This is a genomic window from Pseudomonas sp. Irchel s3f10, from assembly GCF_900187515.1.
Taxonomy (GTDB): domain Bacteria; phylum Pseudomonadota; class Gammaproteobacteria; order Pseudomonadales; family Pseudomonadaceae; genus Aquipseudomonas; species Aquipseudomonas tensinigenes.
Genome location: NZ_FYDZ01000002.1, coordinates 585351 through 606201 on the forward strand (window position 1 = coordinate 585351; position 20851 = coordinate 606201).

Annotated in this window: 14 protein-coding genes and 1 pseudogene; 4 read left to right on the forward strand and 11 right to left on the reverse strand. The window is 57.5% G+C overall.

The window, feature by feature from the left end; translation table 11 throughout:
* Nucleotides 1–258 precede the first annotated feature (258 nt).
* Nucleotides 259–576 (forward strand): DUF3509 domain-containing protein, encoded by a 318-nt coding sequence (locus CKW17_RS07870; protein WP_095119421.1) that lies wholly within the window; start codon nucleotides 259–261, stop codon nucleotides 574–576.
* Here the strand turns inward: CKW17_RS07870 and CKW17_RS07875 are convergent.
* Entirely contained in the window at nucleotides 573–1073 is a 501-nt protein-coding gene (locus tag CKW17_RS07875; protein ID WP_095119603.1) for a phosphate-starvation-inducible protein PsiE, read from the reverse strand. The genes CKW17_RS07870 and CKW17_RS07875 overlap by 4 nt on opposite strands.
* 325 nt (nucleotides 1074–1398) lie before the next feature.
* On the opposite strand from CKW17_RS07875, the pseudogene CKW17_RS07880 reads away from it, so the two are divergent.
* Nucleotides 1399–1653 (forward strand): annotated as a pseudogene (locus tag CKW17_RS07880) (YebG family protein); the annotation flags it as partial.
* Between the two features lie 176 nt (nucleotides 1654–1829).
* On the opposite strand, the gene CKW17_RS07885 reads toward CKW17_RS07880, so the two are convergent.
* A complete protein-coding gene (locus CKW17_RS07885; protein WP_095119423.1) occupies nucleotides 1830–2849 on the reverse strand; it encodes a Glu/Leu/Phe/Val dehydrogenase dimerization domain-containing protein in 1020 nt (339 codons plus the stop codon).
* 185 nt (nucleotides 2850–3034) lie between these two features.
* Here CKW17_RS07885 and CKW17_RS07890 point away from each other — a divergent pair, with 185 nt between their 5' ends.
* Nucleotides 3035–3838 (forward strand): SirB1 family protein, encoded by an 804-nt coding sequence (locus CKW17_RS07890; protein WP_095119424.1) that lies wholly within the window; start codon nucleotides 3035–3037, stop codon nucleotides 3836–3838.
* Between the two features lie 84 nt (nucleotides 3839–3922).
* Here CKW17_RS07890 and CKW17_RS07895 read toward each other — a convergent pair whose 3' ends face one another.
* The 4 genes from CKW17_RS07895 to hmgA form a co-directional block, all read right to left on the reverse strand.
* Entirely contained in the window at nucleotides 3923–5278 is a 1356-nt protein-coding gene (locus CKW17_RS07895) for an aromatic acid/H+ symport family MFS transporter (RefSeq protein WP_095119425.1), read from the reverse strand.
* Between the two features lie 142 nt (nucleotides 5279–5420).
* Nucleotides 5421–6056, reverse strand: coding sequence for a maleylacetoacetate isomerase (maiA, locus tag CKW17_RS07900; RefSeq protein ID WP_095119426.1), 636 nt, complete (start codon nucleotides 6054–6056; stop codon nucleotides 5421–5423).
* A gap of 12 nt (nucleotides 6057–6068) precedes the next feature.
* On the reverse strand, nucleotides 6069–7373 hold the full coding sequence (gene fahA, locus CKW17_RS07905) for a fumarylacetoacetase (RefSeq protein ID WP_095119427.1): 1305 nt from the start codon (nucleotides 7371–7373) through the stop codon (nucleotides 6069–6071).
* Between the two features lie 3 nt (nucleotides 7374–7376).
* On the reverse strand, nucleotides 7377–8681 hold the full coding sequence (hmgA, locus tag CKW17_RS07910) for a homogentisate 1,2-dioxygenase (RefSeq protein ID WP_095119428.1): 1305 nt from the start codon (nucleotides 8679–8681) through the stop codon (nucleotides 7377–7379).
* A 164-nt stretch (nucleotides 8682–8845) separates the two neighbouring features.
* On the opposite strand from hmgA, the gene CKW17_RS07915 reads away from it, so the two are divergent.
* A complete protein-coding gene (locus CKW17_RS07915) occupies nucleotides 8846–9634 on the forward strand; it encodes an IclR family transcriptional regulator (protein ID WP_095119429.1) in 789 nt (262 codons plus the stop codon).
* A 28-nt stretch (nucleotides 9635–9662) separates the two neighbouring features.
* Here CKW17_RS07915 and CKW17_RS07920 read toward each other — a convergent pair whose 3' ends face one another.
* The 5 genes from CKW17_RS07920 to CKW17_RS07940 all read right to left on the reverse strand — a co-directional run bounded on the left by CKW17_RS07920 (nucleotide 9663) and on the right by CKW17_RS07940 (nucleotide 20755).
* Nucleotides 9663–13151 carry a dermonecrotic toxin domain-containing protein gene (locus CKW17_RS07920; protein WP_095119430.1) on the reverse strand — a complete coding sequence of 1163 codons (3489 nt, stop codon included), beginning with the start codon at nucleotides 13149–13151 and terminating at the stop codon, nucleotides 9663–9665.
* A 286-nt stretch (nucleotides 13152–13437) separates the two neighbouring features.
* Nucleotides 13438–15993, reverse strand: a complete 2556-nt coding sequence (locus CKW17_RS07925; protein ID WP_095119431.1) for a LuxR C-terminal-related transcriptional regulator — start codon at nucleotides 15991–15993, stop codon at nucleotides 13438–13440.
* A gap of 138 nt (nucleotides 15994–16131) precedes the next feature.
* Nucleotides 16132–17499: a DUF1329 domain-containing protein gene (locus CKW17_RS07930; RefSeq protein ID WP_095119432.1), complete on the reverse strand. Its 1368-nt coding sequence runs from the start codon at nucleotides 17497–17499 to the stop codon at nucleotides 16132–16134.
* Nucleotides 17500–17522: 23 nt separating this feature from the next.
* Nucleotides 17523–19316: a DUF1302 domain-containing protein gene (locus CKW17_RS07935; protein ID WP_095119433.1), complete on the reverse strand. Its 1794-nt coding sequence runs from the start codon at nucleotides 19314–19316 to the stop codon at nucleotides 17523–17525.
* 527 nt (nucleotides 19317–19843) lie between these two features.
* Nucleotides 19844–20755 (reverse strand): SDR family oxidoreductase, encoded by a 912-nt coding sequence (locus tag CKW17_RS07940; RefSeq protein ID WP_095119434.1) that lies wholly within the window; start codon nucleotides 20753–20755, stop codon nucleotides 19844–19846.
* Nucleotides 20756–20851: the final 96 nt, after the last annotated feature.

Genomic DNA, 20851 nt, shown 5'->3' on the forward strand with positions numbered 1-20851 from the left:
CTTTTTTATGCCCGTGTTCATTGTTCGACAATTTTCCCGGCACAGCCCTTGCTACATACCTGTAGGAGCTGCCGCAGGCTGCGATCTTTTGATCTTCGTGACCGAAATCAAAACATTGAAGAGCAAAAGATCGCAGCCTGCGGCAGTTCCTACACAAAGCAACAACACAGACCACGGAATAGCCGATGATCCGGTTTGGCGAACCAACCCGATCACGGCCGGTCAACAACTGCACGTTCAATCAGGCGGTGACGCATCATGGACAATCCTTTTCAGATCATTACCGATGCCTTCGCGCCGGACTATCAGATCAACCTGAGCATTCAGGGTCTGGACGGCAGCATCATGCTGACCCTGTCCAATAGCGGCCGGATCGTGGCCAAACGCATGATCAGCGCCGAGCAGCGCAACGACCCCGCGCGTCTCAAGCGCCTGGTGCAAAGCATTCAGTTCGGCATCGCCATCGAACAGGGCCACAGCGCCATGGCGATCCTCGAAGCCATGACCAGCGGCAGCGGGCTGACGCCGCCACCGCCACGCGTCATCGGTCAGCCACGACCGGCGGCCGGGCTTTAAAGCTCACCCTTCTCGACTTCAGGATGTTCGCTGGAACCCGTGCCCAGCGTGCGCTGTGGTTTTTCGATCTTCACCGACGGAAATTGCGACGAAGCGTAACGCACCACCAGAATCGCCAGCGCCAGCAGCAGAATCCCGCCGCACAGGTAAATGATGCCCATGTCCGGCGGGTTGTGGTGCGAGACATTGGAGATCAGCAGACGGGTCAGCGCGGTGATCGCCACATAGATCAGAAAGCGCACCGGCATGTGGTTGGTCTTGAAGTAAATCCCGACCATCGCTCCCAGCTCGAGATAGATGAACAGCAACAGAATGTCATCGATCTTGATGTGGCCTTCCTCGAGCATCCCGAGAAACTCCATCACCGCCGCCCACGCCGTTACCGCACCGATGGCGAACAACGCCAGATAGTGGAAGGTCTCGACGAACAGGTTGCCCAGGGACTCGGCCAGTTGATGCACGTTTTGCCGCAGTTTCTCGGCCCAGTTTATTTTCACGATGATGTTCCTTAGCTCGAATGCGAGCGGATGATGCGTGTTGGACGTGACGGTTTTCTGCACGTAACCGTTTTCATGCAGAAAAGAGGCCACGCCATCATGGCGAGACGCCGTCAAACCCGCGCCGTGGCGTTTGGTCGCACCGCTGTGCTTTTGTGGGCGAGCCTGCTCGCGAATGCAGCGACACGGTCTCCCTGACAAACCCGAAATCCGGTCTACATTGAAAAGCCACTACCCATGGCGCAGGGATTCGCTTATCCTTTTCGCTGTATATGGATACAGTAGTCGTCAAGACAACTTAATGTGAAGGCATGTGAGGTGGTGAATGGCCGTCGAAGTGGTATACCGCAGCAGCCGAGATCTGGAGCGCTTGTTCATGGATAAAGCCGAAGCTGACCGTCATGACAAAATGCTCGAACTGGCCGAATATCTGGCCGATGTCCTGCAAAAAGCCGTTCCGTCCCTGACTGAACAGCAAGTGGAAGAAGCCGGGATCTACATGGCGAAGAATCGCGATGTGTTCGCCCGGGCGTTCAAGAGCCAGCCGGATGCACTGTCCGAACTGCTCAACGCTCCGGCCGAGGCTGCTGAACAAGCTGAGGTGGTGGAGGCAGCTGAAGCGCCGGCCAAGCCTGCTAAAGCGGCAAAAGCGCCGAAGTAATCAGCGCCACATCAAAAGATCGCAGCCTTCGGCAGCTCCTACAGGGATAAATATTCCAAATGTAGGAGCTGCCGAAGGCTGCGATCTTTTGCGTTTCAGCGATACAAAACTTTCTCCGCCAACTCATCGGCCACCCGCGCCGGCGAACGTTTTTCCGCCTGCGCATGGCCGAACACCTCGGTCAACCGCGAACTGATCTTCGACAGATGCGCGGTAATGGTGGTCAATTCTTCGCCGCGATGCTTGAGCGAAACGTAGATCAAACCACCGGCATTGATCACATAATCCGGCGCATACAGAATCCCGCGCCGCTCCAGTTGATCGGCGACATCCAGATGCGTCAGTTGATTGTTCGCCGAACCCGCCACGGCCGAACACCGCAGTTGCGTGACGCTGTGGCTGTTCAGAACTCCGCCCAGACCACACGGTGCAAGAATGTCGCACGGGGTGCTGAGTAACGCGTCGTTGGCGATTGGATGCGCGTTGAGTTGCTCCATCGCCAGTTGCACCTTGCCGTGGTCAATATCGCTGACCAGCAGTTCAGCCCCGGCGGCGTGCAGCTGCTCGGCCAATGCATAACCGACATTGCCCAAGCCCTGAATCGCGATGCGCAAGCCTTCGAGGTTATCGCTGCCCAACCGTGCCATGGCCGTCGCGCGAATGCCGGTGAACACGCCCATCGCCGCGTGCGGTGCCGGATCGCCGGCAGACGTGGTGCTGGTGACATGCTGGGTCTGCTGGGCGATGCAATCCATGTCCGCCACCGAGGTACCGCTGTCGATCGCGGTGATATAGCGACCGTCGAGCTGATCGATGCAGCGGCCAAAGGCTTCGAACAGCGCGCCACGGTTTTCCACGTGCACCGGACGCACGATCACTGCAACACCACCGCCCTGCGGCAGCCCCGCCAACGCGGCCTTGTAACTCATGCCTTGGGCCAGGCGAATGGCGTCCTCGACGGCAGATTCGTCATTGGGATAGGCAAGATAACGACATCCGCCCAAGGCTGGGCCGAGGCGACTGTTATGGATGGCAATGACCGCCTTCAACCCGGTGACCGGGTCAACGCTAAGGTGCAGCGATTCCAGGCGAGTGCTTTGCATGAGCGCAAACATCGTTGGGCTCCCGAATCACTTCTTGTAGAACGCCAGTATAGGCCTGCGCCTGAAAATTGCTGGAGCGCACCGGAATAAGCACCTGCTGGGACAACGGCTTTGCGGCATAACCCCGAACCTGCGCTGCAGGGCACTGGACGAATCTCGCAGACGGGGCTAAAACGAGGCATTCCCCGGAGATTTCAATGAGTCCGCGCCAACGTTTTTTCGAATGCCTGCACCGTTCACCGCCTGCGCTGTTGGAAGCTGCGCTGTGGATGGCGGCTGAACACGAAAAAGACGTGGATCCAGCGGCACTCCTGCAAGACTTCAAGGAGCTGCAACAGCGGGTCAGTTACGGCTTGCCGATGCTGCCGGTGAGCGAGCTGGCACAGCCGCTGTTACGGCGCATGATTGAATTGGGCTTTGCCCAGGACGATTTTCTGCCGCTGCGTCCGCAGGCGGCGTTGTTGCATAAAGTCTTGCAAACCCATCGCGGCCAGCCTTTGGCGCTGGCGTTGATTGCGCTTGAGCTGGCGCGCGGCCTGGAGATTCCGCTGGTAGGCGTCAACTTCCCCGGGCACTTCCTGTTGAAGGTGCCCGGTGCCGATCATCTCCTTGATCCGTGCGGCGGGCGACGCTTGTACCCCAACGATTGTCGTGAGCTCTTGCAGCGCCAATATGGGCCAAACATGAAGCTCAACGCCGAGCACTTGGCTACGGCGACGCCCGTGCAGATGCTGCAGCGGCTGTCACGCAACCTGCGGCAGTTGCACCTGACGCATGATGACTTCATTGCCGCGCTGATCGACGCCGAACGTGTGCTCGAACTGGGCGACGCTGGCGCCGCCGATTATCTGGCCCGGGCCAGTCTGTATCAGCGGCTCGACTGCCCGAATGCCGAGCGCTTCGATCTGGAGCACGCCTTGCTGCTCAGCGACGATCCGATCCAGCGACTGCGCCTGACCGAACGACTCGGCCACCTGCCGCCCAACTCAGTCGTCCATTAAAAGCAAAAGATCGCAGCCTTCGGCAGCTCCTACATTGAATTATGTATTTCCCTGTAGGAGCTGCCGAAGGCTGCGATCTTTTACTCAGGATTTGACAGACATCCCCACTCCAACAGCCGAACTGCCTTCGGAGGGCGAACGCACCTGGATGATCAGCAGTGCGGCAATCACCGCCGGGATCGCACAGAAGAAGAAAATCTGTTCGACCGGAATGTGCATTGCCAACAACAGGCTGCCGAACAGCGGCCCGAGAATCGAACCGAAGCGCCCCACGCCCAATGCCCAACCGGTGCCCGTCGCGCGCACATGCGCCGGGTAGAAGTTACTGGCAAACGCATTCAGCGTCAGTTGCCCGCCGATGATGCAGAACCCGGCGGCGAAGACGCAGGCCACCAGATAACGCGGATTGTCGTGATTGAGCCCCAGCAGAATCGTGCACAGCGCTGCGCCCGCCAACACGCCGGACAACAACCGCACCTTGCGCTTCAAGCGGTCGGCGAACCACGCCATGCAGATCGCACCCAGGGTACCGGCGAACAGGAACATCGACGTCACCAGATTCGCCTCGTTGAGTTTCAGACCACTTTCCAGCAGCAGCGTGGGCAGCCAGCTGATCATGAAATACAGCAGAATCAGGCTGACGAAAAAAGTCGCCCAGATCAGCAAGGTCGGCCGCGCGTAGCCGTTGCGGAACAACTCGACCACGGTCAGTTTGCTGCCCTGCTCGCGCTCGTTCTGCTCGACACTGGCAACGGGCGGTTGCCAATCCGGCAGCATCCTTGCGGTAACTTTGCGCAGTCGTACATACGGCGGTGCATCACGCAACAGGCGTGGCAGCGACTCCGGCAGCATCCACCAGAGAAACGGAAACAGCAGCAACGGCGTGACGCCACCGGCGAGGAACACCGCTTGCCAACCGAATTGGTCGATGAACCCTGCGGCGACGAAACCACCGGCTGCCCCACCGAATGAAAAGCCACAGGCCGCCAGCGTCACCATCAAGGTGCGTAAACGCGGTGGCGAGTATTCCGACATCAACGCCATGGCACTGGGCATCGCGCCGCCCATGCCGATGCCGCAGATGAAGCGCGCGATCATCAGTGTGTTCAGCGAATCGGCGAAGACCATCAGCACGGTCAGCGTGGCGTAGATCAGTACGCAGGCGAGCAGGATCCGTCGCACGCCAAAGCGGTCAGCCAGCGGCGTGACCGCCAATGAACCAATGGTCAGGCCAAGCAAGTTGGCACTGAAAACCGGCCCGAACGCCGGCTTTTCCAGCCCCCAGTCCTGCGCCAGCGCGGGCACCACATAACCGAGCACCTGGGCGTCATAGCCGTCGGTGACCAGCAGCAAGGCGAGCAGGATCAAGAGCAACCACTGATAGCGGGACACAGGACGGGCGTCGAGTGCCGCGCGAAAGCTGGCAATCTGGTTGTGCATCGCAAGGTACCTGTTTTGTTTTTATGATTATGCGAATGGCGATATTCCCTTGTAGGAGTGAGCCTGCTCGCGATAGCGGTGGTTCAGTCAGAACATCAGTGACTGACACTCCCTCATCGCGAGCAGGCTCACTCCTACAGGGTTATGGGGTGTCTGGCTGGTTGGCAGGATGAGCCTTGATGAACGCTGGATGTTCAGCCGCCAATGCGGCGACCCGACGAATTTTCGCATACGCCTCAAGGCTGACGTTGAACCGCTCAGCCGCATACAACTGCGGAATCAGGTACACATCCGCCACGCACGGCCACTCACCAAAACAGAAACCCTCGTCGCCAATCAACTGCTCCACCGTCGCCAGCCCTTGGCTGATCCAGTGACTGATCCACTCGACCACCTGTGGCTCGTCCTGCCCCAATTGGCGCAGGCGATTAAGCACACTGACGTTGTGCAGCGGATGTACATCGCAACCGATCACCGCCGCCACACCGCGCACCTGCGCGCGGGCGAGCAGATCCTCAGGCAGCAACGGCACCTGTGGATAACGCTCCTCCAGATACTCGATGATCGCCGGCGACTGAATCAGCAAACCGCCTTCGTCAGTGCGCAGCGCCGGCACTCGCCCTTGCGGGTTGATCGCCAGGTACGCCGCTTGCCTATGCTCGCCACCCGGCGGTGCGATCAGGTTGACCGGCAGCGCCTGATAGTCGAGCCCCTTTAATGCCAGCGCGATCCGCACCCGGTACGACGAAGTGGAACGGTAATAGGTATAGAGGTCCATGAGCCGCTCCTGTCAGCGCGCCGCCAGCACTTTGCCACGGCACTCGCCGAATCCGATCGAAGCAAAACCATCACGGGCACAACGTGCGCGCAGAATGATTTCGTCACCGTCCTCGAGGAATTTACGCACCTCGCCAGTGGCCAGTTCGATCGGTTTTTTACCGCCCTCGGTGATTTCCAGCAGGCTGCCGAACTGACCGTTTTCAGGGCCGGACAAGGTGCCCGAACCGAACAGGTCACCGGCCTGCAACTGGCAACCGTTGACGCTGTGGTGCGCGACCATTTGCGCGACGGTCCAGTACATGTAGCGCGTGTTGCTCAGGGTCAGGCGATGGGCCGGCAGGTTCTGCTCGCGCATGGTTTCGGTCAGCAGCAACACTTCCAGTTCGATGTCGAAGGCACCGCCGTCCTGATCGCGTTTGTCGAACAGGTACGGTAGCGGCTGCGGATCACCTTCAGGACGCTTCGGTTGCGCGGTGCGGAACGGTTCCAAGGCTTCAGCAGTTACAACCCATGGCGAGACGCTGGTGATAAAGCTTTTCGACAGGAACGGCCCCAGCGGCTGGTATTCCCAAGCCTGGATATCGCGTGCCGACCAATCGTTGAGCAGGCAGAAACCGGCGATATGATCAGCGGCGTCACCGATGGCGATCGAATCGCCCATCTCGTTGCCCTGGCCGATCCAGATGCCCAGTTCCAGCTCATAGTCCAGGCGTGCGCACGGGCCAAACGTCGGCTCGGTCTGACCGGCTGGCAAGGTCTGGCCTTTCGGACGACGCACGTCGGTGCCGGAGGCGCGCACAGTGGAAGCGCGACCGTGATAACCGATCGGCACGTGCTTGTAGTTCGGCAGCAGCGGGTTATCCGGACGGAACAGTTTGCCGACGTTTTGTGCGTGTTCAATGCCGACATAGAAATCGGTGTAATCGCTGATGCGCGCCGGCAGATGCAACTGGCAATCGGCGGCCAGTGGCAGCAGTTTCGCGCCTTGGGCTTCGATGTTGCCACGGTGAGTGCTGCCTTCGCTGAACAGTTCCAGCAGGCGTGTGCGCAGCGCCACACGTGCTTCGCGACCGAGTTCGAAGAACGCGTTCAACTGGCCGCCGTCCATGGCTTCGACCGCACTGCGCGCGACACCGTCGAACAGCCCGGCTTCCAGCGCCACTTGCAGATCGAAGATGTGTTCGCCAATCGCCACGCCAGCGCGCGGCGCCGCATCGTTGCTGCTGAACACACCGAGCGGCAGGTTCTGCAGCGGGAAATCAGCGTGGCCATTGGCCGATACAACCCAGCTGCGGGTGATGGAATTCTGCGTCATGGGTTATCTCCGGGTCGGGTCGAACGTCGCGGGCAGAGTGGCCCAGCAAGCGTCGTAAGTGGATTGCAGTTGCGGGCAGTCGAGGGCGAAACGGCTTGGGCGCAGCACCTGACTGGTCTCGAACATGAAGGCCATGGTGTTATCGATTTTCGCCGGTTTGAGTTCGGCGTTGATCGCTTTGGTGCAGGTCTCGCCATCCGGGCCGTGGGCGCTCATGCAGCTGTGCAGCGAGGCACCGCCGGGCACAAAACCTTCAGCCTTGGCGTCATATTCGCCCTGGATCAGGCCCATGAATTCGTTCATCAGGTTGCGGTGGAACCATGGTGGCCTGAAGGTGTTTTCGGCGACCATCCAGCGCGGCGGGAAGATCACGAAATCGAGGTTGGCCAGACCGTGCACGCTGGTCGGCGAGGTCAATACGGTGAAAATCGACGGGTCCGGGTGATCGAAACTCACCGTACCGATGGTGTTGAAACGGCGCAGATCATATTTGTACGGCACGTTGTTGCCGTGCCAGGCGACTACGTTCAACGGCGAGTGATTGAGTTCGGTGGCCCACAATTGGCCGAGGAACTTCTGCACCAGCGTGGTCGGTTGCTGCAGGTTTTCGTAAGCGGCGACCGGCGTCAGGAAGTCGCGCGGATTGGCCAGACCGTTGCTGCCGATCGGCCCCAGATCCGGCAGGCGCAGCGGTGCGCCGTGGTTCTCGGCGACGTAACCGCGGGCTTGCGGGTCGAGCAATTCAACGCGGAATTTCAGGCCACGTGGCAGCACGACGATTTCCAGCGGCGCCACTTCCAGCACACCCAATTCGGTAGCAATGCGCAGACGCCCGAGTTGCGGCACCAGCAGCAGTTCACCGTCGGCGTTGAAGAATACGCGCTCCATCGAACGGTTGGCGGCATAGTTGTAAATGCTGATACCGGACGGCTTTTCGGCGCCAGCGTTGGCGACCATGCTCACCAGGCCGTCGATGAAATCGGTCGGCTCGGCCGGGATCTCCAGCGGATTCCAGCGCAGGCGATTGGGGGTCACTTCACCCAACGGACCGCCCGCCAGTTGCCGCTCCAGTTTGACGAAGGCCGGGTGGTTGGCCGACGGCTGAATCCGGTACATCCAGGTGCGCCGCGCTTCACTGCGGGTCATGGTGAACGCGGTACCGGAAAACAATTCGGTATAGAGGCCGTACGGAGCTTTTTGCGGCGAGTTCTGGCCGACCGGCAGCGCGCCGGGCAACGCTTCAGTGCTGAATTCGTTGCCGAAACCGGACTGATAAGCCAAGGCCTGCGCGGTTGAATCGAGGTTCATGGAGCCTCCTGAACAGGGAGTCGGCAGTGGCCCATCGCTCTGGCTCAGAGGTTTCGGCACGCCGGGGTTGTTATTATCGTAATTCGATTACGCATAACGTAATTTGCTCGCTATCCAGCGTCAAGCTATAAAGACGCCCATTCGTTTCGGAACCCGGCCGCACCATGGAAAAAACCAGCGACAGCAACGGCAAACAGAAAGTCCGCTCCGCCGAAGTCGGCACCGACATCCTCAAGGCTCTGGCCGAGTTGTCGCCGTCGACTTCGTTGTCGCGGCTGGCCGAACATGTGCAGATGCCGGCGAGCAAAGTGCATCGCTATCTACAGGCGTTGATTGCCTCGGGTTTTGCCGAGCAGAACGCCGCCACCAACCATTACGGTCTCGGCCGTGAAGCGTTGCGCGTGGGCTTGGCCGCCCTCAACAGTATGGACGTGCTGAAAGTCGCCGCCCTGCCGTTGGCCGAACTGCGCGACGAACTCAACGAAACCTGCTTTTTGGCGGTGTGGGGCAATCAGGGCGCGACTGTGGTGCACATCGAACCGGCGGTGCGTGCGGTGACGGTGGTGACGCAATTGGGTTCAGTGTTGCCGCTGCTCAGTTCATCGACGGGTCTGGTGTTCAGTGCCTATCTGCCGCATCGGGAAACCGGTGAGTTGCGCGAGCAGGAGATCGCCGCTGCCGATCATCCGCTGAAGGACGAGAAGACGTATGCAACGCTGTGCGAACAGATCCGCGAACGCGGTCTGCACCATGTGCATGGTTTGCTGATGCCGGGTGTGGATGCGTTGTCCGCCCCGGTGTTCAACGCCGTTGGCCAGGTCGCCGCCGTGTTGACCATCGTTGGCCCGACCTCACTGTTCCACGCCGACGAAAACGGCCCGGCGGCGCAGCGCTTGCTGGCGGCGACACGGGCCGTGAGTTGGCGCATGGGATTCGAAACGCCTGCGTCCTGAACGGGTAGCCGGCGCCTCGATTAATGGATCAACCGATCAGTCGCGTGGTGCTTTCCACCCTGTGAGGCGGGACGGCAACTGCACTGACATAACTGATACCAACAGGGACACCGGTTACCGCCGAGAGCAGGTCTGCGTAATCATTGACCCGAGACAACAGTCCGATCGCGCTGACAGAGTTGCCGACTCCGGCGATATTGCCGATATAAAACATGATGGCCGCCCTCCAGGCACTGGCAAAGTAAGCATTGGCTAATGCCTTATCGCCGTCCAGCGAGGCAGAAATGCCCTCAACGATCGTGTAGGCGATTCGCAGCACACTCACTACCGCCCCTACCGGAGGCACAAACAACGAGACAACATCCAAAGCGATACCGATCAGAATCTTGGCATCGACCCAGACCGCCTCCCAAGTGCTGGTGGTTTGATAATCCACGTCAGCCCTGAAACGCTTGATCATGGCCTCGTATTCGTCTTTGAACTCGTTGCCCACCTTGTAGGCGTTGTACAGCCTGGGTAGTGCTTCGGGCGCCCCCCCGAAATCGTACTTGGATGTGAGTTTCTTGACCGCCTTTTGATCCTCAAGACTGACCATTCGTAAAACATGGCTTTTAAAGGCGGAACTTTTAAGCCGCGCCGACAATTGTTCGACCGGGAAGAAATCATTCCCGTCATGGGTCCCCGGTACGTAGACAACAGACTGCAGACGCCCGTTAAATTGGCGACTAAGAACATAAGCACCGTGAATTCTTTTGCCTTCCAAGGTGAAATGATAAACGCCCACGTTTGGTACGCTTGTATACCCGCCCCAGCGGATGTTGCTATCAAGACCTTCAATAAGCGTTTTCAGCCAATTGAAATCCTCACTGGATATCGTGCGCCGGATTTTCTGGGCCAGGGCTGCGGTGAGCATTTCGTTCTGCTTCAACTCTCGGTAAAAAACTTCCTTCAGAACCCGACGTGGGTTCGAGATGAATTGTTTTTCAAGATACACCTCGTAATGTTCACCGGGTTTCAAATCGATAAGATCATTGATGACCTGTACATTTAATGCCCGTACTACACCGGCACCGCTGAATCTGGCAGTTCGAAGATAATCTCTCAACTCATTTATTGCTATGGAAACGCCTGGAACGACGGCACTCACGATTTTTTCAAAAACCGTGACATCACTACGCCAAATCTGCCACTGAATGAACAGATTAGTGAGCGTCATTTCTGGAACATTATGAATTTTGACCATTACATCATTCGGATCGAAGACAGGAACTTTAAGTCCCTTAAGCTCCCAATATCGGGTGAATGTCTTCATCACCAGATCACGAGAAAACTCCTTGAAAGGCACGATTTTCAGATCGTCTTTTGCAACGTTCTGAATAGCTTTGAACTCTGTATGCAATCGAACAGATAACCCTTGTTCCTCCAGCGAGGCTTTTCTGAACCATTGAGGAGTGTAGGCTTCTATCTGCTTGGTTTCCCAGCTGAGGATATTTTTTACCGCATTTTCCAGCGGATAGTCTTCAGTAGCAAAAGGGAACTCAAAGCTCAACTGGCCAATCCACCGTGGAGCCCAACTATCTCCTGTGACTTCAGCCACCATTCTGGTTACATCAGACATAACGGCCTGAGACTTCAAATACTCCCAACTTTCATCATCCTGAACCCATTCTAATAACTTATTCCTTAACTGTTTGGGAGTGAGAAACTCAAACCACTCTTGTCCGGATGGAAAACCCGGCGCATACAACACGATGAAACCTTCTCGATCAAGCTTTCTTGTAAAATACCTTAAATCCTTGAATGCTTGATACTGCTGACCGAGTTTGATCTCTCCGGACATAAAAGACAAATCACCAAGATTATAGCGATTGACCATGTCATTGGCAGGCGAAGTCAAATGTTTCTGCAGCACCGCGCTAAATATCGACAGCGCCGTCCTCTTGCCTTCCAGATCTCGAAGCGCTTCTAAAACTTCACGCCTGGAATAGACCGCTTGCCGCACGTCGTTATAACGGTTCCGTACATTCAGCGAAATGATCGAATTGATCAGATTCGAAGGCGTTAGTTTGGGATTGTAAGGCTGATTTTCCACAGCAATCTCATACTGACCTTCTTGATCATGTACGCCGTACATGAACGCCTGGGTGAGCGTTTTGCGCTCCCGTGTCTCAATCTGTTGGCCGTTTGTTACTTTCAATAAATGTCGAACATTGACGAAGACGCTATCGGGGTCAATCCGAACGTCCTTACCCGGCGAAATGAATTCTTCCACTTCATTTTTTGCAAAGTCCTTGAGCGATGCGAACCCCTTGGTCAGTTCATGGTATTGAACCTCACTTTCCAGCAGGCGCTGTTGCAATGCCTCATAAATCTCCTGATTCGTCGAACCGGCATTTTTCAACCAGGCCGGCCACCTGTTTTTTTGCGCTCTTCGCAGAAGTGCTACCTGGCGAGCCTTCGCCTGGCCAGGAATATCCGGTAGAGCCTGAGCAGAGGTCACCGACGCGACTACCGAAGCAAAATCCGAATCCGAATCCGGATCAGCGAACCGGGCCAGCTGTTTCACAACATCACCACAGGACTTCTCAATCCCGTTATCGCTGACGCGTGCAAACAGATCGGCCTCAACTTTCAAGTAACGGAACTCAGGTAGCGTCGGGAAATTTTCTCGCTCATTGATCGCAAGTGACTGCAAGAAAACCTCACGACTGTCACCTGACATCAAGCGTTGCTCCAGCGTCTGATGCAACTCAGCAGAGGAGGAGAACTTTTCGACTCCATGGGTCGGGGAATAGAGCACTATCGCTGTATCGGCCCGCGGAACGAGCTCATTCATGACTGGCGCTTCGAGTGGGATGGCGAACATTGAACGTTGCTCGCTATAAGCGTCTCCTCGACTGCCGATAAATACGCCATACCACTCCCCACGCGAACCCGGCTGAATCATAAAACGGATACGCTGAAGTTCGGCCCGGCTAATACCGCCCTCATTAGAAAGCACCTCAAGCTCATGCAGAAAGAGACTGGCTTGAAGCTCGCTCAGGGTCATTTTTCGCGAAAGGGAAAACCGTCCATAACTTTCGTCTTTTCCCGCCCAGTACTCTTGCAGCGCCGCAACATAGTAGTCCGGCAATTTTCGAAACAGATGCAGCAGCAACTTCTCCACAGCCGCCAGAGAGACCGCAGAATAGATATCTCGATAATCGGTAGAAAGCGGGCGATCATAAATCGCGTAATACTGTGCATCGTATGTTGGCGCCCTGCCGCGCTGAAGGCAGTCATTCAAAACTTGAAACAAGCCGCCTACCGGTTCCATTTGCTTCAGTTTGACATTGCTACGAACATTAATATTGACAAGACGGTCATCAACGCCTGGCGCGAATTCGTCAAGTGCACGCTTTAGACAAACACGCAAGATAAAATCAAATACAGGCATGCCCTTCAAGTGATCCGACAGTGCGGCCAGTGCCTCACCCAATCCCGTGAACCCGGTATCCTCAAGATTACGAACTTCCATTGCAAAAAACCTTTTCAGTCTGAACTTACAAATATCCAAATGACATTTGCTTCGCCAATTCAAACTAAACCAGGAAGTTCTCGAAAAGACACTCGGAATACTTTTCCAATCTTGTACTCGAGTAAAATTGAACATTCCGCACAAACAATACGAATTACTTATTTACCCATACCGACATCTCCAGAAACTTAAACGCGCCAACCACCAGACATTGACACTTACACTCAAGAAACTCATCACAAGAAGCGCAGCCACTTACTCCCTAAAGAACACAAATAAAAAAACACTAAAACACCATACCCATTGACTTGGCACTCGCCACGGCCTGAGTTCGTCGCGCAACACCTAACTTCCCGTGTATGCGTCTGGCGTGCGTCTTTACCGTATGCAGAGAAATAAACAGTTGATCCGCAATTTGTTGATTTGAGTATCCCTTGGCAATCAGACCTAAAACTTCCAACTCTCGTAGACTGAGCAGACCGCTGTCACTTATGGCCTTGTTACCAGACGATTCGACGACCTTGTTATTGAATGTACTCAACAAATCAGGTTGACGCAGTTTCAGTTCATTTAATGCCTGGTGCAAACCATGGTGACTGGACATTTCCAACCCCTTCTGCAAGTGACGACGTGCCGAAGTCAGATCGCCTTGAATGTAGGCAGATTCGGCCAACACCAGATGAAGGTCGGTTTCCAGCCACAACATTTTGCGTTGTTGCGCCGCCTCCAGCAAAAGCTGGAGGCGGCCGAGCGGATTGTGCGCTTTGCGCAAGCCAACTTGCGCAAGGATCAACAAGTATTCAATGCGTGGAATCAACTCAAGTGTCGCGGGTGGCGCTTGCAAAGCATTCGGTCCTTGGTAGTGTCGCAGCAGACGTGTCATGGCCTCGCATACCAGTTCGGGACGTCCCTGCTGTAACCAGAACAGGCTGCTGACTTGCAACAGCACGCCCCGGTACACTGTTTCCGGAATCAACCTTTGTTGCATCAGACGCTCCGCGTCACGCAGCCATACGAATGCCTTTTGATAATCCGCCTCATTGGCGGCCAGCTGCGCCAATCCCAGATAGCCATACAACACCCGCTTGTCTTGATTGCGCTTGCAATCGTCCAGCCCCGACTGAAAAAACACAGCCGCCGAGGCATCCTGACCCTGACTCAGTGCGATGCGCCCACGGCGCAAGGCTATTCGCCCCAGCAAAGGACTCAGGCGGTTCGACTGCCGGGCGAGCAAATCATGCACGCTCGCCAGCAGACTTTCAGCCCGAGGCGCCGCGCCGCGCTGCTCGAGTAGTTGCCCGTGATCGAGTTCAAGCAGAGCTTCGACAACCAGCGAACCTTGCGCCCGCGCCAGACACAGCGCCTGGCGATTCAGCGTGTGGGCCAAATCCAGTTCCCCGCGCAACAGAGCCTGTTGGGTCAACCCTGACAGACACATCACCCGAGCGATCCACTTATCGGGATCGAGTACTTCCAGCGCTTGCGAAAAGTGTTCATGAGCGGCCACCATTCGCCCTTCCAGATGCAGTAACCAGCCTTGCAACGTTTGCCAACGCGAAATCAACTGCCGCTCAAGCGCTGGCGAAGGCTGGGGAATGAATACCCCCAGGTGCCCGATGCATTTCGCTGCCTGTTCAAAACGACCGGCAAAGAGCAACGCAGCGGTAATCAGCTCGACCAGTTGCGGAGTGCTCAGGGTCAACTCCCCACCTTGTTGCTCGTGCAATCGCACCAATAACACGACCGTTTGCTCTTCAAACAACTGCTCGAAACCAAAGTGCTGCAGCAGGCTGACTGCCGCTTCATATTCTTCTGCCAATAACGCCTGTTCAAATGCCGAGCGCCAATCCCGTGCGGCACTGAACCACTGACAGGCACGTCGATGCCATGTGCAGCGCGACGGTAATTGCTTCTCGCACACGACGCGGGACAGTGGCGGGAAGATGTGCAACCAGTCCCCGGAATCATTCCAAGGCTCAATAAAGCAGCCAAGCATTTGCAATGTACGCAGGTGTACAGCCCCCTCCCCGGCGCCGAACAAATGCTCGCATAGTTGCGCATTGAAGCGCGGCATTTGTGCAAGCACGCGCCAGACTTCGATGAGTTCCGGCGTGAGGCCACTGAAGAGTTCATGTTGCAGGTAATCGAGCAGCGTATCGACGCGTTGCTGTGGTTCAGTTGTCTGCGACCAATCGCATTTGCGCAATAGCGCCATGCGGACGCCGGCACACCAGCCAGCGGTTCGCTGGTAGATTCGCGCAGCCACGTCCCTCGCCTGCTCGGCGGGCAAGTGCTTCAGCGCATGGGCGATTTCTGTTTGGGTGAGCGCCAGCGTCGGGCTTTCGCACTCGTACAGTTCATCATCGAGCAGCAGACGGGGCCAGTTGCATTGCGGACGTCTACGCGCGCCGATCCACCAGACACACGCGGGACTGCTGACCGTCAATAACCGATCAAGCAGCGCGTCCAGCGACGGATCCGGCAAACGGCAGTAGTCATCGATAAACAGCCAGGTCGGCCTCGACCAGCGACTCAGCGCAGTGACCAGAGCGGACTCCGTTGCTTCGACCAGTCCCAACGCCTGCGCCAGGCGCAGACAAAAGTCACTGGTACTCAATGCCGCGCCCGCCAGCGGCAACCAACCTACTTCGCAGCGTGGCGGTGCCTGCAGCAGGCACTCGGCAAGCAGCGCACTCTTGCCACTGCCGGCAGGTGCGCAGATCAACCTGACCCGCGCCACCGACTCAAGCAGTGGCTCGCTCAAGCGAGGGCGAGGCTGATGATGAGAAGAAAGTCTGGGCAGAAATCCGGGGCGATCCAGACAGGCAGTCATGGCGGTCATCGGGTGAGCCTTTTTATCGTTGTGCCTTCACCCTAGCCCTCTCCCATGGACTTGTTGACGAGTATTCAGCGCGCTGATTGGCAGCCATAAAAAAGGCGACCGAGCGGTCGCCTTTTGTCCACTGATGTATCAGAACCGTTACCGCACACCCTCTGCACGCAAGGCCGCTGGGGTGTAGTCGGCAGCCTTGGCTTCGAAGTCGAATATATAACTGTGCTTCTCTTCGTTCTTCATCCCCAGGGCAATGTAGCGACCGGCGATGATGTCGTAGAGCGCTTCGAGTGTGTAAGCCTGTGCCTGATGCTCGTAGTGATATTCAGAGTGACCTTCGGCGACGCGCCACAGCTGTCCGCGACCGTCATAGTGGTCAGCCAGCGCCACCTGCCAACTGTCCTCGTCGATATACATGTGGCGCTTGGCGTAGATATGCCGCTCATTCGGTTTGACGGTGCCGATCACTTCCCAGACCCGGTGTAACTCATAGCGCGTCAGGTCCTGATTGATGTGCCCCGCCTTGACGATGTCGTCGTACTTGAGACTCGGCGAATCGAGTTTGTAGCTGTTGTACGGAATGTACATTTCCTTTTTGCCGACCAGTTTCCAGTCGTATCGATCCGGTGCGCCGGAGAACATGTCGAAGTTATCCGAGGTACGCAGGCCATCGGCGGCGGTGCCCGGACCGTCATAGGCTACTTGCGGCGCACGACGCACGCGGCGCTGACCGGCGTTGTAGATCCACGCCAGGCGCGGTTCCTTCACCTGATCGAGGGTCTCGTGTACCAGCAATACGTTACCGGCCAGACGCGCTGGCGCAGTCACCGACTGCTTGAAGAAGGTCAGCACGTTGGCGGCTTTTTCCGGGTCGATATCCTTGATCAGTTGCGGCACGGCGATCTCTTCTTCGAAGCGGATCGGCGTGTAGCTGCCGTTGGTCTGCGGGGTCACCTGGGTGATGATGCGCCTGACGTTGCCGCCGTGGTAACGGGTGATGTGGTTCCACAATACCTCGACGCCGTTCTTCGGAATCGGGAACGCGTAGTAGCGATTGCCGGTGAAATTGGCCAGGCCGTTCCCATCGTTGATGGTGGTCACGTTGAGCGCGCTACGCTTGGCTGATTCGTAGATTTCCGCCGGCACGGCCACCGTACGGTGGGTCGGGTAAACCGGGATCTTGTAAGTTTCCGGGTAACGTTTGAACATCGCCACCTGACCGTCGGAGAGCTTGTCCTTGTACTTGTCGACGTTGGCCGCAGTGATGGTGAACAACGGTTTTTCATTGGCGAACGGGTCAGCGAGAAAGCCTTTGCTGTCCACCGCTGCAGCATTTTTCGGGATGCCGCCGGTCCATGCCGGAATCGAACCGTCAGCGTTGCCAGCCTTCTCGGCCCCCAGCGGGGTCAGGCTGGTGCCGAGCTTGTTGGCCTCGTCCGGCGACACCGCCGCCATTACATTGGCCGCCAGCAGACTCAGGGCCAGCACGCCACATTGCAGAATTTTTTTGCGCATTGCAGTCATCCTTCTCGGGCAGATCAGAAGTTCACGCCGAAGCTCAAGGCCACGAAGTCACGGTCTTCGAGGACGTTGTAGTCGCCACCGAAAAAGTCGGTGTAACTGAGGCTCGCGGTGTAGGTGTTGCGGTAGTCGGCATCGACGCCGAGGCTGATCGCTTTCGCGCCTTCGTTGAACAGACCGTTGGGCCCGTAACCAGCGACGTCGTGCGACCACGACAGGTTGGGTTTGAGGTTGATCCCGCCGATCACGTTGGCGTAATCGAGGATCGCCCGGGCGCGGTAGCCCCAAGAGGTCGAGGTGACAAAACCGTCGGTGTCGCCGCCGAAACCGTACTGGCCGTACACCGAGTCACGGCCATAACGCAGCTTGTCGCGCGACTCCAGGCCGCCGACCCGCACCACCGCCGCTTCACCGACCAGGGTCAAACGCTGAGCGCCCCAGACCTGATCGAAGAAGTGCGTGAGGGTGCTCTGGATTTGCGTGACTTCCTTGCGCCGATAGCCCTTGTTGTCAGACCCCGCCGTGGTAGCCAGCGGTGAGGCAGTGCCACCGGCAATCGGATTGAGCAGCGCCAGCGTCAGGTCGTTGGTGTTGACCTGCACCGGGGCATTCGGCCGGTAGCTGATCTCGCCGGTCCACGCGGTACCGGTGGGCAATGTGGTGGAAAAACTCGCGCCGTACAGGCGAATGTCTTCCGGATACTCAAGGTAGTACTGGCCGCGTCCGAGCATCACGCTCTGCGCCAGACCGGAACCGCTGCCGGGTGCCAGGCCATTGGCGATACCGACCATGCCCGGCAACGCCGCCAATGTCGAAAGCCCGGCCGTGGTAGTGCCTACCGTCGGCGTACGACTGTGGTAGTTCATGAAGTAGAGACCGTACTCAGTGTCATCACCGAGCCAGCGCAACGCCGTGCCCCATTGCCCGGAATCCCGCGCATCGCGGTCGCCGCTACGCGGGATCACCACGCCTTCGCGAGTCACCTGAATGCCTTGTCCAAAGGCCTGAGTCAACGGGACAAACGGTGCGATCGCCGGGTTGCCGACGGTGTAGCCGTTGTTGCACCCGTCCGCCGCCACATCGACGCCGAAGAAGGTGCCGCAGTTGTCGAGAACGGTCTGATCCCATTCCAGTTGATAGAAACCTTCGACGGTCAGTTGATCGGTCAGACCTTGCGAGCCGAACAACATGTTGACCGGAATCAGACCTTCCTTGATCTCCGCACCAGGGCGACGAAACGCCGAGACGTCGATCGGGTTGATGCTGTTGATCGAGTTGCCGATGAAAGTACTTTCGCCCCAGCTCACCACCTGTTTGCCCGCACGCACAGTGCCCGGCAGATCGGCGATGGAGTAGTTGTGATAGACGAATGCATCGAGAATCTGCGCACCGGAGGACTTGGCACCTTCCTTGCGCCCGCTATCGCTGATCGGCTTGAACTCGCGGTCTTCGTCCTTGAGTTCAAAGTCGTACCAGTATTTGCCACGCACAAAGACACCGGTGTCGCCGTACTTGAGTTCGAGGTCGTGAATACCTTTGAAGATTTTCGAGAAGGTCTCGCCCTTCTTGAAATTCAATCGCCCGTCATCACCAGTCGAAGATTGCCCGGTACCACCATTGACCGTGCCGACCAGCGACTTGTCGGCATCGCGCATGCCCCAACTCGCACCGATCGACAACGACGAGTCGAAGGTGCCTTCAATCTCGCCAATGTTGAACGCAACCGCTTGCGCCTGGGCGCAGCAACCCAAAGCCACCGCGGCTGCCAGCGCCTGCGGTGTGAAGATGGCGCGCATTGTTTTTGTTGTCATGCGTCTTCCCCGGTGAGTGACAGAAGGCCCCACCCTACTGCCGGGCAACCGCGTCGATAAGCGCACCAAGGAGGTATTCGTGTTGTCGCTCGAAAGGATGAATGGCCTTGCGCGACGGGGCTTTGCGCCGTTCATGGATCGGCTGGATGGAGGATCATCAGTGCAGCGCATGGTGCACATCGGATCACGGGACTGTTGCATGCCCCGCAACAGTGCATGTCCGGAATCGGTATTTTTCCTACGCGATCAAGACCTTATTCTGAACGCGCTTTCACGGGACACGCCGCAAAGCACCAAGCACTGGCCCTTGAGAACTCAGGCCACTGCTGACAGATTTCAGATGAATCGAAGACTTCGGTTTATCGCCCCGGTGTTCACTGACGTTGATTTGTAGCTCCTTGATCCAACGTCTTACCTTGGCCGCTGCGTTTGCAGCGGCCTTTTTTATGGGCAATGAATTTTGTGCAGAAGAGGTTTTCAGAGGGATGACAGGATCCAGATGAATCCTGTCTATTGATGCGCAGGGATCAAAGCGAATACTTCTGCAAATTCGCCATCATTTCCTTCAGCGCCTCGATATTGTCCTTCGGATGCGCCGCCCCTTCGAAATCGCAAATCTGCTGCCAGTGCGCCGCCACGTCTTCCGGCGAGAAACCCACGCGTGGGTCGAAGCCGGCGCCGAGGCTGCGCTCCCAGCGCACCTTGCCCATCCAGCCGCCACCGACTTCGAACAGTCCGGAGGTTTCCTGGCATTGCTCGCTGGCCAGATACACCACCAGCGGACTGACCAGCTCCGGCTTCAATTGCTCGAACACTTGCGGAGGAATCAGCCCCTCGGTCATGCGCGTGCCGCCGGTTGGCGCGATGGCGTTGACGAGGATGTTGTTCTTGCGACCTTCGATGGCCAGCGTGCGGGTCAACCCGTAGAGACCCAGTTTGGCCATGCCGTAGTTGGACTGGCCGAAGTTGCCGTAGATGCCTGAGGTCGAGGCGGTGAAGATCACCCGGCCGTAGTTTTGCTCGCGCAGGTGCGGCCACGCGGCGCGGGTGACTTTGTAGGCGCCTTCGACGTGGACGCGGTAAACCAGATCCCAGTCGGCATCGTCCATTTTGTGGAAAGTCTTGTCGCGCAGGATCCCGGCGTTGTTGACCACGACGTCGACACGGCCGAAGACATCGAGGGCGTTCTGCACCAGTTTGTCGCCGTCGGTGACCGAGTCGTGGTTGGCTTCGGCGGTACCGCCCGCTTCGCGAATCTCTGCCACTACGCGGTCGGCGGCGGAGGCGTTGGCGCCTTCGCCCTGAGTCGAGCCGCCGAGGTCGTTGACCAGCACTTTGGCGCCCTGTTTGGCGAACAACAGCGCATGAGCCCGTCCGAGGCCACCACCCGCTCCGGTGACGATGACGACTTTTTCTTCGAAACGCACAGACTCATTCATCGCAGCAACTCCAGCAGACCAGTAGTGATCCCGAGTGTCAGGCACGGGGCTTTTGGTCACAATGAATACGGCTGAGGCTGAATGGTGCGCGATAAG